Source organism: Blastococcus sp. SYSU D00820, assembly GCF_054050695.1.
In genome coordinates this window covers 23,320-36,134 of record NZ_JBJGZW010000010.1, presented here as the reverse complement: position 1 = coordinate 36,134, position 12,815 = coordinate 23,320, and the positions used below count along the sequence as shown (strand labels likewise).

Annotated in this window: 10 protein-coding genes; 8 read left to right on the top strand and 2 right to left on the bottom strand. The window is 75.3% G+C overall.

Annotated features, from left to right (window positions below; genetic code table 11):
- The first annotated feature begins 6 nt into the window (after positions 1-6).
- Positions 7-2,130 carry an AMP-binding protein gene (locus ACI79R_RS12405; RefSeq protein WP_456573931.1) on the top strand — a complete coding sequence of 708 codons (2,124 nt, stop codon included), beginning with the start codon at positions 7-9 and terminating at the stop codon, positions 2,128-2,130.
- A 17-nt stretch (positions 2,131-2,147) separates the two neighbouring features.
- Complete coding sequence (locus ACI79R_RS12400) at positions 2,148-2,927, top strand: TIGR03084 family metal-binding protein (RefSeq protein WP_456573930.1); 780 nt, start codon at positions 2,148-2,150, stop codon at positions 2,925-2,927.
- A 41-nt stretch (positions 2,928-2,968) separates the two neighbouring features.
- Here the strand turns inward: ACI79R_RS12400 and ACI79R_RS12395 are convergent, their stop codons facing one another.
- Both ACI79R_RS12395 and ACI79R_RS12390 read right to left on the bottom strand, forming a co-directional pair.
- Positions 2,969-4,366, bottom strand: a complete 1,398-nt coding sequence (locus ACI79R_RS12395; protein ID WP_456573929.1) for an NAD(P)/FAD-dependent oxidoreductase — start codon at positions 4,364-4,366, stop codon at positions 2,969-2,971.
- A 107-nt stretch (positions 4,367-4,473) separates the two neighbouring features.
- A complete protein-coding gene (locus tag ACI79R_RS12390) occupies positions 4,474-5,913 on the bottom strand; it encodes an amidase (protein ID WP_456573928.1) in 1,440 nt (479 codons plus the stop codon).
- A gap of 192 nt (positions 5,914-6,105) precedes the next feature.
- Here ACI79R_RS12390 and ACI79R_RS12385 point away from each other — a divergent pair, with 192 nt between their 5' ends.
- The 6 genes from ACI79R_RS12385 to ACI79R_RS12360 are packed head-to-tail and all read left to right on the top strand — an operon-like array spanning position 6,106 to position 12,814.
- Positions 6,106-7,737, top strand: a complete 1,632-nt coding sequence (locus ACI79R_RS12385) for an ABC transporter substrate-binding protein (protein ID WP_456573927.1) — start codon at positions 6,106-6,108, stop codon at positions 7,735-7,737.
- A 29-nt stretch (positions 7,738-7,766) separates the two neighbouring features.
- The gene (locus ACI79R_RS12380; protein WP_456573926.1) at positions 7,767-8,726 is read left to right on the top strand and encodes an ABC transporter permease; all 960 of its coding nucleotides are present in this window, start codon (positions 7,767-7,769) and stop codon (positions 8,724-8,726) included.
- Positions 8,723-9,592, top strand: coding sequence for an ABC transporter permease (locus ACI79R_RS12375; RefSeq protein ID WP_456573925.1), 870 nt, complete (start codon positions 8,723-8,725; stop codon positions 9,590-9,592). Before ACI79R_RS12380 ends, ACI79R_RS12375 begins: the two co-directional genes overlap by 4 nt.
- The gene (locus tag ACI79R_RS12370) at positions 9,592-10,608 is read left to right on the top strand and encodes an ABC transporter ATP-binding protein (RefSeq protein WP_456574036.1); all 1,017 of its coding nucleotides are present in this window, start codon (positions 9,592-9,594) and stop codon (positions 10,606-10,608) included. Before ACI79R_RS12375 ends, ACI79R_RS12370 begins: the two co-directional genes overlap by 1 nt.
- Positions 10,605-11,429 (top strand): ABC transporter ATP-binding protein, encoded by an 825-nt coding sequence (locus ACI79R_RS12365; protein WP_456573924.1) that lies wholly within the window; start codon positions 10,605-10,607, stop codon positions 11,427-11,429. Before ACI79R_RS12370 ends, ACI79R_RS12365 begins: the two co-directional genes overlap by 4 nt.
- A complete protein-coding gene (locus tag ACI79R_RS12360) occupies positions 11,426-12,814 on the top strand; it encodes an NAD(P)/FAD-dependent oxidoreductase (RefSeq protein WP_456573923.1) in 1,389 nt (462 codons plus the stop codon). The genes ACI79R_RS12365 and ACI79R_RS12360 overlap by 4 nt, the downstream gene beginning before the upstream one ends.
- Position 12,815: the final 1 nt, after the last annotated feature.

The window sequence follows — 12,815 nt, the reverse complement described above, 5'->3', positions numbered from 1 at the left end:
TGAGGCATGGGGGATCCCCTCCCCGGGCCCTCGCCGCGGCGCCCGCCGCCGGTCGAGCAGGTCCAGGCGCTGGTCGTCGAGCGCATCCGCGCCCGGGTGCTGGTGCGCGGCGCCGGCGCGCCGTCGACCCGCGACCTGGCCGCCGAGCTCGGCGTCGACCCGGCGACGGTCCTCCGTGCCTACACCCGGCTGGCCGCCCAGGGCCAGCTCGTCCGGGGCCCCCGCGGCTGGACCGTGGGCCCCGCCACGCCACCCGGCCGTCCACTGCACGAGACGGCCGCGGCCGACATCCATCCCGTTCCCCACGACCTCCGGAGGGTCGACGTGTCCGAGACTGCCGACGCGAGCCTGCTCCCGTTCGCCGAACCGCGCATCGAGGCCGAGCAGCTGCCCGACGGCCGGCTGCTGCTGCGGTCGGCCGAACCGCTCGCCGACCACCCGGTGAGCGTCGTCCACGAGTTCCGCCGGCACAGCGAGGAGCACCCCGACCGGCTGCTCGTCGCCGAGCGCGGCGCCGACGGCGAGTGGGCGCGGCTCACCTGGGGCGAGGTGCGCGCCGCCGCCGACCGGATCGCCCAGGGCCTGCTGGACCGGGGGCTGGCCGACCGGCCGGTCATGGTGCTGTCGGGCAACAGCCGGCTGCACCTGGTCGTCGCGCTGGCCGCGATGACCGTCGGCGCGCCCGTCGTCCCGACCAGCGTGGCCTACTCCCTGCAGAGCACCGACCACGCCAAGCTGCGCGCGATGGTCGAGCTGGTCGACCCCGGGCTGGTCGTGGCCGAGGACGCCTCCTTCGCCCGCGCCGTGGCGGCCGTGGGGGAGGGGCGCCCGGTGCTCAGCCGGGACGGCGACCTGCCCGGCTCGGTCGCCGTGGCCGACTTCGGCGCCGAGCCCACCGCCGAGGTGGACCGCCGCTGCGCGGGCCTGCAGCGCACCGACGTCGCCAAGATCCTCTTCACCTCCGGCTCCACCGGACAGCCCAAGGGCGTGGTGAACACCCACGGGATGCTCATGGCCAACCAGCAGCAGATGCGCCAGGTGTGGCCGTTCCTCCCCGAGGAGCCGCCGGTGCTGCTCGACTGGCTGCCGTGGAGCCACACCTTCGGCGGCAACCACGACATGAACATGGTGCTGGCCAACGGCGGCACGCTGTGGATCGACGACGGCCGGCCGGCGCCGGCCCTGGTCGGGAAGACGGTGCGCAACCTCGCCGACGCCCGGCCCACCATCTACCTCAACGTGCCCGCGGGGTACGCGGCGCTGCTGCCGCAGCTCGAGCGGGACCCGGCCGCGGCGAAGGCGTTCCTCGAGCGCCTGCGGCTGGGATTCTTCGCCGCCGCCGCGCTGCCGCAGACGCTGTGGGACCGGCTGGAGAAGCTCGCCGCCGAGCACGGCTCGACCATGCGGATGACCACCTCCTGGGGGCTGACCGAGACCGCACCCGCCGCGACGTCCGCGCACTTCCCCATCACCCGCAGCGACGTGCTGGGCGTGCCGCTCCCGGGTGTGGAGCTCGCGCTGGTGCCGGTCGGCGAGAAGACCGAGATCCGGGTGAAGGGGCCGAACGTGACCCCCGGCTACCACCGGCGCCCCGACCTCACCGCGGCCGCCTTCGACGAGGACGGCTACTTCCGGACCGGCGACGCCGTCGCCCTCGCCGACCCGGCCGACCCCGCGGCAGGGCTGGTCTTCCGCGGGCGGATCGCCGAGGACTTCAAGCTGATGACCGGCACCTTCGTCAGCGTCGGCACGCTGCGCCCGAAGCTGCTCTCGGCGTCGCAGGGGCTGCTGACCGACGCGGTGATCTGCGGCCAGGACGGCGACTGCGTGACCGCGATGGTCTGGGTGAACCCCGAGGCCGCGAGCCGGGTCGACGCCGACGGCGTCCCCGACGAGTCGCTGCGCGCGGAGCTGGTCGCGACCATGCAGCGGCTGGCCGCCGAGGGCGGTGGCTCCTCCCAGTGCGTCGAGCGGCTGCTCGTGCTCACCGAGCCCGCACAGCTGGACGCCGGCGAGATCACCGACAAGGGCTACGTCAACCAGGCCGCCGTCCGCGACCGCCGGGCGGACCTGGTGGCGCTGCTGGGCAGCGGGCCGTTCCCGCCGCGGGTCGTCGTCCGGGAGGGGTGAGGGAGCATGAAGGCCTGATGCCGGTCGACATGGCGGCGCTCACCGCCGACCTCGCCGCGGAGTGGGCCGAGCTCGACGGCGTCCTGGCCGGGCTCGACGACGCCGGCTGGGACCGCCCCACGCCCGCCGTCGGCTGGAGCGTGCGCGACCAGGTGACGCACCTGGCCTACTTCGACGAGGCGGCGGTGACCTCCGCGGTCGATCCCGAGCGGTTCCGCGCCGAGCTGGACCGGCTCGGCACCGCCGAGGACGGCCTGCCCGACCGGGTGGCCGCCGAGCACCGCGGCATGCCGCCGGCCGAGGTGCTGGCCTGGGCCCGCCGGGCGCGCGCGGAGTACGTGCGCGTGTTCGCCGGGCTCGACCCCGGCACGCGGCTGCCCTGGTACGGACCCCCGATGGGCGCGGCCTCGTCGGTGACCGCCCGGCTCATGGAGACCTGGGCGCACGGGCAGGACGTGCTCGACGCCCTCGGCCGCACCCGGGTGCCGAGCGCCCGGCTGCGGCACATCGCGCACCTGGGCGTGCGCACCCTCGGGTACAGCTTCCGGGTGCACGGCCGACCGGAGCCGACCGTGCCGGTCCGGCTGGAGCTCGCCGCGCCGGACGGCGGCTCGTGGACGTGGGGTCCCGAGGACGCCGCCGACCGGGTGTCCGGCCCGGCCGAGGACTTCTGCCTGCTCGTCACCCGGCGCCGGAGCCGGGCGCAGACCGCGGTCGTGGCCGAGGGGCCGGTGGCCGAGGAGTGGCTGGCGGTGGCGCAGGCCTACGCCGGCCCGCCCGGGCCCGGACGGGGCTGAGCCGATCTCGCCTTTCGCGCGCGAAAGGCGGATCGGGGGGCTCAGCGCCCGGTGAGCGCGTTCGCCACCCCCGTCAGCCGGCTGGGCCGGCGCAGCCCGGCCGCCTCCCGCCGGTCGGCCTCCCGGTACAGCAGGTACATCGACCGCACGCCCAGCCAGCGCAGCGGCTCCGGTTCCCAGCGGCGCACCCGCCGGTTGGTCCAGGGCAGGTGCACCGCGTCGGAGTCGCGGCCGAGCACGAGGTCGGCCAGCGTGCGGGCGGCCAGGTGGGTGGTCGACAGCCCGCTGCCGACGTAGCCGCCGGCCCAGCCCAGGCCGGTCCGCCGGTCGAGCGTGACGCTGGCGCACCAGTCACGGGGCACGCCGAGGACGCCGCACCACGCGTGCGCCAGCGGCACGTCCAGCGTCGCGGGGAACTGGGCGTGCAGGACGGCGGTCAGCGCCTCGACCGTCCAGCGCTGGGTGACGCCGTCGGTGTCGGTGCGCGAGCCGAACCGGTAGGGGATCCCGCGCCCGCCGATCGCGATCCGCCCGTCGGCGGTCATCTGCGCGTAGCTGTAGGCGTTCGCGCCGTCGCCGACCAGCTCCGCGCCGGCCCAGCCGATCTCGGCCCGGACGTCGGCCGGCAGCGGCTCGGTGACCACCATCGAGCTGTTCATCGGCAGCCACTCGCGGCGGGCACCGGGCAGCGACGCGGTGTACCCCTCCAGGCACCGGAGGACGACGTCGGCGCGGACGGTGCCGTGCGCGGTGACCGCCCGGCCGGGGGAGATCTCGGTGACCTCGGTGCCCTCGTGCACCGTCACCCCGCGCCGGCGGACGGCGTCGAGCAGCCCGCGGACCAGCTTGGCCGGCTGCACGCGCGCGCCGTGCGGGTCGAACACCGCGCCCAGGGCGCCCTCCACCCGCACCCGCTCGCGCACCTCGCTGCGGCTCAGCCACCGCTGGTCGGTGCCCCACTCGCGGTGCCCGTCGAGCACCGCCCGCAGCCGGGCCAGCTGCGGCTCGGTGCGCGCCACGTGCAGGACGCCGTCCTCGGCGACGTCGGCGTCGATGCCCTCGGCGCGGCACACCGCGAGCACGTCGCCCACGGTGCGTTCCATCGCCCGCAGCAGTCGCACCACGCCGTCCCGGCCGCCGGTGGCGGCGTACCGGTCGAGGCCGCCGGAGAGCTCGGCGGTCAGCCACCCGCCGTTGCGGCCCGAGGCTCCGTAGCCGGCGAACTCCTTCTCCAGCACCACGATCCGCAGGCCGGGGTCGGCGCCGGCGAGGTGGTACGCCGTCCAGAGGCCGGTGAGCCCGCCGCCGACGATGCAGACGTCGGCGGTCGCGTCACCGGGCAGCGGCGGGCCGGGCGCCGGTACGCCGATCTCGCGGTACCAGAACGACACCCCGCCGTTGGGGACGCCGGAGCGGGTCCGGACGGTGCGCCGACTCATCGACTCCTCCTGTCTGCCGCACACCACCGTGGCACGCCGCGCGCGGGATGCACCGCGGCCCCTGCCCGGTCGGGCGGGGGCCGCGGGACGTCGGCGGTGCGGGCGGATCAGCGCGGGTCGACCGGCGTGAGCAGCCCCGCGCGCGCCTCGATGGCCTGGCCCGCGTCGAGCAGCGCCGCCTCGTCGAACCGGCGCCCCAGCAGCTGGACGCCGGCCGGCAGCCCGCCCGCCACGCCGGTGGGCACGCTCAGCGCCGGGAAGCCGAGGGTCGGCACCGCCATGCAGGGCCACTGCACCGCCGCGAGCCGGCGGCCCTCGTCCACGCTCACCAGGTCGGCGTCCTGGTCGAACGCCTGCTCCGCCGACACCGGCAGCAGGACCAGCGGGTACTCCTCGAGGAACCCCGCGAGGCGGGTGACCAGCGTGTTCCGCCGGGCCCATCCGCCGATGTACTCCGGCAGCGACGGCTGCGGGCCCCAGAAGTCCTCCGCGGTGGCGTACACGCCCTCCATGGCGATCTTCAGGCTCTTGCCGCCGAGCTCGTCGAGCATCGGCTGGATGAGCCGGATCTCCTCCACGGCCAGCAGGTACCAGAGCCGGTAGGCCTCGGCCAGCACCGGCAGCTCGACCTCCTCGATCTGGTAGCCGGCGTCGCGCAGGTACCCGGCGGCCTGGTCGAGCGCGGCGTCCACCTCCGGGGTCGGGTCGACGACGCCGACGCTGCGCACGAGGGCGACCCGGCGCGGGTTGCGGGAGAGCGGGGCCGCCGCACCGTGGGCGTAGAACGCGTCGCGCGGGTCGAAGTCGGTCATGGCCGCGTAGGCCAGCCGGAGGTCCTCGATCGAGCGGGTCAGCGGTCCCTCGACGGAGAACAGGTGGGCGGTCATCGGCGCGTCCATGCCCTCCATCCCGGAGGAGGGCAGCCGGCCGACGGTGGGCCGCAAGCCGGTGATCCCGCAGGCGTAGGCGGGGTAGCGGATCGAGCCGCCGATGTCGTTGCCGTGCGCGATCGGCACCATGCCGCTGGCCACGGCCGAGGCCGCGCCACCGCTCGACCCGCCGGGCGTCTTCGCGGCATCCCAGGGGTTGAGCGTGCGGCCGTGCAGCTCGTTGTCGGTGATCCAGCGGAAGGAGAAGGCCGGCACGTTGCTGCGGCCGACGAACACCGCGCCGGCCCGGCGCAGCGCGGCCGCGCTGGAGCTGTCCTTCTCGGCGATGACGCCGGCGTGCGCCGCGACGCCGCCGGTCGTCGCCCGGCCGGCCTCGTCGGTGTTCACCTTGATCGACGCGGGGACGCCGTGCAGCGGGCCCACGGCGCGGCCCTGCGCGACCATGCGGTCGGCCAGGTCCGCGGCCTCCAGGGCCTCCTCGCCGTACACGTCGACCAGCGCGTTGAGCGCCGGGTTGACCTCGGCGATCCGGTCGAGGCAGCTGCTGACCGCCTCGCGGGAGCTGACCTCGCGGGCCGCGATCGCGCGGGCGAGCCGGGCTGCGGACCACCGCCACAGCTCGTCGGAGGACGGGGCGGCGGGACTGACGTCGGTCATGACACTCCTGGGCGCACGGCAGGGGACGGTAGGGCCATCCTCCGCCGGGCACCTCGCGGCGGGCGGGGCGATCTGTCACCCCGGTTCCCCGAATCCGACGATCTGTTGCCCGGGGGTGGCGCTCCCGGGCCCTTTGATTCCCTCAGTGCGTGGACCGTCCGACCGGTCCGCCTCCACCGAGCGGAGACACCGATGCACTCTCCCCAGCGAACGACCACCCTGGCCGTCGCGGCCCTGCTGACCGCCGCCACCGCGGCCGGCTGCAGCAGTGACGGCGGAGGCGGCGGCAATCAGCAGCAGTTCGACGCCGAGATCACCACAGAGGTCCCCGCCGCGAGCACGGCCGTCGACTCGGTCACCTGGAACCTGCCCACCGGCGAGCCACCGGTCCTCGACCCGGCGCTGTCGGCCGTCGAGAACGTCAGCACCGTCGTCGGCAACATGTGCGAGAGCCTGCTGCGCTTCACCCCGGAGTACGAGCTCGAGCCCGGGCTGGCGGAGTCCTGGGAGCAGGTCGACGAGACCACCTGGCAGTTCACCCTGCGCGAGGGCGTCACCTTCTGGGACGGCACGCCGGTGACCGCCGACGACGTCGTCTTCAGCGTCACGCGGATCCTCGACCCGGCCCTGGGCTCCCCCTGGGCCGGCTGGGCGGTGAACTTCCAGGCGATCGAGGCCACCGACGACCGGACGGTCACCGTGCGGCTGACCAACCCCGACCCGCTGGCGGAGAACTACTTCGCCCTGCCGGCCTTCACCGTCGTGTCCCGGGCCTTCGCCGAGCAGGCCGGTCCCTCCTTCGGCACCGCGGGCACCGGCGTCATGTGCACCGGGCCCTACGCGTTCACCTCGTGGACGTCGGGCCAGAGCATCGAGCTGACCCGCAACGACGACTGGTGGGACACCGAGCGGGAGCCGCTCGTCGAGAGCGTCACCTTCACCTTCACCACCGACCCGGCGGCCCAGATCGCCTCGCTGCGCAGCGGTGAGTCCGACGGCCAGTGGGAGATCCCGACCGCGGCCTACGACCAGCTGGCCGAGTCCGGCAACCTGCTCTTCGGCCGCAGCCTGTCGCCGATCTTCATGGTGCCGCTGGACCTGAGCGGCCCGCTGGGCGACCCGGCCACCCGCGACGCCCTGCAGTACGCCATCGACTACGAGGGCATCGCCCAGTCGGTGTACCGCGGGGCCGCCGAGCCGCTGCGCGCGCTCGTGCCGCCGGCGGCCTACGGCTACGCCGAGGACACCTACCAGTCCGCCTACGACGAGCTGCCCGAGCCCCGGCAGGACCTCGACCGGGTCGCGGAGCTGGTGCAGGAGAACCCGGCCGCGGCCGAGCCGGTCGTCCTGGCCTACCTGGCCGCCTCCGACGAGGCGACCCGCTCGGCCACCGCGATCGCCGACGCGGCCAACCAGGCCGGGATGAGCATCGAGCTGCGGCCGCTGCCGCCGGCCGACTTCGGGGCGGTGTTCTCCTCGGCGCAGGCGCGCGAGGGGCTGGACGCCTTCCTCACCCTCGGCTACCTGGACTTCCCCGACCCGCTGGCGTACTACCAGTACTTCCTCACCGGCTCGTTCTACAACTTCGCCGGCTACAGCAACCCGGAGTACGACCGGCTCATCGGCGAGGCGCTGACCACGACCGACGACGAGGCCCGCGCCGAGCTGGTGCTGCAGGCGCAGCAGATCTTGCTCGACGACGACGGCGTCATCCCGATCATCACCGCCGGCGTCTCGGTCTACTACGGCCCCGACCTCGCCGGCCTGCTGCCGCGGCAGAACTTCCTCTACACCCCCTGGCTCACCGAGCTCGGCGGCGCGTGAACCGGCTGCGGCGGAGGAGGGGGATCCCGGTGGCCCGATCGACCGGACCGTGGCTGGCCCGCCGGCTGGCCGGTGGTCTCCTGACCATCGCCGTGGCCTCGGTGGTGATCTACGGATCGCTGCGGCTGGTGCCCGGCGACCCGGCCGACGCTCTCGCGGCCGGGCGCCGGCTCAGCCCGGAACAGCTCGACGCCCTGCGCGAGCGGTACCGGCTGGACGACCCGTTCCTCACCGGCTACTGGCACTGGATCACCGACGTGCTCCGCGGGGACCTCGGCATCTCCGCGGTCTACCAGGACAGCGTGAACACGTTGCTGGGCGCCCGGCTGGGGATCTCGGCGGCGCTCATCGCCTACGCCGCGGGGATGACCGTCGCCCTCGGCCTGGCCGTGGCCCTCGTGGGCGCCGTCCGCGGGGGAGGGGTGGCCCGGCTGACGACGGTGCTGACCAGCGGTGCGGTGGCCACCCCGCCGTTCGTCGCCGCGGTGGTGCTGCTGTCGGTGTTCGCCGTGCAGCTGGGCTGGTTCCCGGTCACCGGGGCCGGCGACGGCCTGGTCGACCGGATCTGGCACCTCACGCTGCCCGCGCTGTCGATGGCGCTGGTCGCCTTCGGCGTCCTGGCGCGGGTGGCGCAGGCCAGCTTCACCGAGCAGTTGCGCCGGGAGCACGTCGAGGTCGCCCGCAGCCGGGGGGTCGGGACGGCGGCGATCATCCGCCGGCACGTCGTCCGCAACTCCCTGGGGCCGGTGCTCACGCTGGTCGGCCTGCTGGTCGCCTCGCTGTTCGTCGGCACCGCGGTCGTGGAGACCGCCTACGGCATCAACGGCATCGGGTCGTTCCTGGTCAGCTCGGTCGGCCGGCAGGACTTCCCGGTCGTCCAGGCCATCTCGCTGCTCGCGGTGACGCTCTTCGTCGTCATGAGCCTGCTCGTCGACCTGGTCATGCCGGTCGTCGACCCCGGTGTGCAGAAGGAGCGGGCGCGCGCATGACGCTCACCATCCCGGCGCTGCGGACCCGGCGGGCCACCGCCCGCCGCCGGCGCCGTCCCGTCGCGGTCGTCCTGTCCGCCGCCTTCCTCGTCGTCGTGGCCGCAGTCGCCGCCCTGGCACCGGTCCTGGCCCCGTACTCCCCGGACGCCACCAGCCTGCTGGACTCGCTGCTGGCCCCGGGTGCGCCGGGGCACCTGCTCGGCACCGACTCCACCGGCCGGGACGTCCTCTCCCGCCTGATGGACGGCGCCCGGCTGTCCCTGCTCGCGCCGCTCGCGGTCGTCGGGCTGTCCACGATCGCCGGCGTCACCATCGGCCTGGCCGCCGCCCGCGGTCCGGCCTGGCTGGACGTCCTCCTGTCGCGGGCCATGGACGTCGTCTTCGCCTTCCCCGGGCTGCTGCTGGCGATGCTCGCCGTCGCGGTCTTCGGGCGGGGGCTGACCGCGCCGATGATCGCGCTGGCCATCAGCTACACGCCGTTCGTCGGTCGGGTGGTGCGCAGCCTGGCGATGCAGGAGTCGGCGCGGCCCTACGTCGAGAGCTACCAGGTCATGGGCTTCGGCCGGCTGGCCGTCACCCTCCGGCACGTCCTGCCCAACCTGACGCCGGTGATCGCCGCGCAGTCGGCGCTGGCCTTCGGCTACGCCCTCATCGACCTCGCGACCCTGTCCTTCCTGGGGCTGGGCGTGACGCCCCCGCAGTCCGATTGGGGTTCCATGATCGCCCAGGCGCAGCCGGCGCTCCTGCAGGGTCTGCCGTGGCCGGCGGTGATCCCGGGCGTCGCCGTCCTGCTCACCGTCGTCGCGGTCAACGTGCTCGGCGACCACCTCGGCAGTTCGGTCGGCCGGACGGGGGAGCGCTCGTGATGGGCGTGCGCGCCGGCGCCCCCGTGGTCGCCGTGGAGGACACCGAGCCGGCGACCGTGCTGTCGGTCGACGGGCTGTCGCTGTCGGTGCCGGGGCCCGACGGGCCGGTGCCGCTGCTGGCCGACGTGTCGCTGACCGTCGGCCGGGGCGAGACGGTCGGCCTGGTGGGCGAGTCCGGCTCCGGCAAGTCGCTGACCGTCCGCTCGGCGATGGGCATGCTCCCGAACCGGGCCACGACCACCGGCCGGGTGGTCGTCGGCGGCACCGACGTCCTGACCGCCGGCCGCGACGCCCTCCGGCGGCTGCGCCGCTCCGAGGTGTCGATGGTCTTCCAGGACCCGCGCGCCTCGGTCAACCCCGTGCGTCGCATCGGCGACTACCTGACCGAGGGCCTGCGGGCGTCGGGCACGCCCCGCGCCGAGGCGCGGGCCGAGGCGCTGGCCCTGCTGGAGAAGGTCGGGCTCCGCGACCCGGCGCGCGCCATGCGGCAGCACCCGCACGAGTTCTCCGGCGGGATGCTGCAGCGGGTCGTCATCGCCGGCGCCCTGTCGGTGCGGCCGTCCCTGCTGCTGGCCGACGAGCCGACGACGGCGCTCGACGTCACCACCCAGGCGGAGGTGGTCGCCCTGCTCAAGGACCTGCAGGCCGAGCGCGGGATGGGCCTGGTCTTCGTCACCCACGACCTCGGGCTGGCCGCCGCGGTCTGCGACCGGGTCTACGTCATGTACGCCGGGCGCATCGTGGAGTCCGCGCCCAGCGCGGAGCTGTTCCGCGCCCCCGCGCACCCCTACACCGCCGCCCTGCTCGCCGCGCACCCGTCGCTGCACAGCCCGCGCCAGGAGCTGCGCGCCATCCGCGGCCGGCCGCTGGCCCTGGCCGAGACGCCGTCGGGATGCTCGTTCCGCGACCGCTGCCCCCAGGCCGTCGACGCCTGCGCCGAGGACGTCCCGGCGCTGCGCCCGCACGGCAGCTCCGTGGCCGCGTGCATCCGGCCCGGGAAGGAGAACTGGTCGTGACCGAGCCGGTCCTGGAGGTCACCGGCCTCTGCAAGAGCTTCGGCTCCTTCCGCGCCGTCGACGACGTCAGCTTCGCCCTGGAGCGCGGCGCGTCGCTGGGCATCGTCGGCGAGTCGGGCTCGGGCAAGACGACGACGGCGCGGATCCTCGTCGGCCTCGAGCGGGCCACCGCCGGCGAGGTCCGGCTGGACGGCGAGGTCGTCGGCGCCACCTCCCGCCGGCAGCGGGCCGCCCAGGCGCGCAGGATCCAGATGATCTTCCAGGACCCCTACCAGTCGTTCGACCCGCGGCTGACCGTGGAGGAGTCCATCGCCGAGCCGCTGCGGCTGCACTTCGGCCTCTCCCCGGACGAGCGCCGCCGCCGCGTCGCCGAGCTCTGCGACCAGGTCGGGCTCAGCGAGCGCAACGCCCGGGCGCTGCCGCGCAACCTCTCCGGCGGCCAGCGGCAGCGGGCGGCGATCGCGCGGGCGCTCGGCATCCAGCCGGCGGTGCTGGTGCTCGACGAGGCGGTCGCCGCGCTCGACGTGTCCATCCAGGCGCAGGTGCTGACCCTGCTGGACCAGATCCGCCGCGACACCGGGATCTCCTACGTCTTCGTCAGCCACGACCTCGCCGTCGTCCGCGCGATCACCGACTCGGCGATCGTCATGCGGTCGGGCCGGGTGGTCGAGCGGGGCCCGACCGAGCAGCTGCTGCGCGCGCCCCGGCACCCCTACACCCGGCTGCTGCTGGACTCCGTGCCCGAGCCCGGCTGGGACCCGGCTGCCGTCGCCCGCACCAACCGCGCACTCGCCCCCGAGACCTCCGGAGCCCCCTCGTGACCGCGACCGACCTGTCCGCCGCGGAGCTCGACGCCCGCATCGACCGGGCGGCCCCGGTGCCCCTCTGGCTGGACACCCCCGACCGCCCGGCGCCGCGGCCGGCGCTGGCCGGGGACGCCGACACCGACCTCGTCGTCGTCGGCGGTGGCTTCACCGGTCTGTGGACGGCGCTGCGGGCCAAGGAGCGCCGTCCGGACCGCCGGGTGCTGCTGCTGGAGGCCGGCCGGATCGCCGACCACGCGACCGGGCGCAACGGCGGCTTCTGCGAGGCCAGCCTGACCCACGGCGAGGTCAACGGGCGCACGCGCTGGCCGGGGGAGTACGACCTGCTCGAGCGGCTGGGCGCGGAGAACCTGGCCGGCATCGCCGACACCGTGCAGCGCTACGGCATCGAGTGCGACTTCCGGCTGCCCGGCGTGCTCGCCGTCGCCACCCGGCCGCACGAGGTGGCCGGGCTGGCGCCGGACGAGGACGGCTTCCTGGCCGCCGCCTCGGTGCGCGCCCTGGTCGACTCGCCCACCTACCTGGCCGGCCGCTGGCTCCGCGACGGCTGCGCCCTGGTCGACCCGGCCCGGCTGGCCTGGGGGCTGGCCGCGGCCGCCGAGTCGCTCGGGGTGGTTCTCGCCGAGTCCACCCCGGCGACCGGGATCGCGCACCGGGGCGGGCACGTCCGCGTGACGACGCCGTCCGGCACCGTCCGGGCCGGCTCGGTCGTGCTGGCCACCAACGCCTTCCGCCCGCTCCTGCGGCGGGCCCGGCTGCACACCGTCCCCGTCTACGACTACGTCCTCGCGACCGAGCCGCTGACCCCGGAGCAGCTGGCGTCGGTCGGCTGGGAGGGCCGCCAGGGGATCTCCGACTCCGGCAACCAGTTCCACTACTACCGGCTCACCGCCGACGACCGGGTGGTGTGGGGCGGCTACGACGCGATCTACCACTTCGGCCGGCGGATCGATCCGGCGCTGGACGACCGGCGCGCGACCTTCCGGGTGCTGGCCGAGCACTTCTACGAGACGTTCCCGCAGCTGCGCGACGTCGGCTTCACCCACCGCTGGGGCGGGGTCATCGACACCAGCACCCGCTTCGCGGCGCTGTTCGGCACCGCGCTGCGCGGACGCGCCGCCTACGTGCTCGGCTTCACCGGGCTCGGCGTCGGCGCCTCCCGGTTCGCCGCCGACGTGATGCTCGACCGGCTCGAGGGCCTGCGCACCGAGCGGACCGAGCTGGAGATGGTCCGGCGCAAGCCGCTGCCCTTCCCGCCCGAGCCGCTGGCCTGGATCGGCATCCAGCTCACCCGCTGGTCGCTGGCCCGCGAGGACCGCACCGGCCGCCGCAACCTCTGGCTGCGCACCCTGGACCGCTTCGGTCTGGGCTTCGACAGCTGAT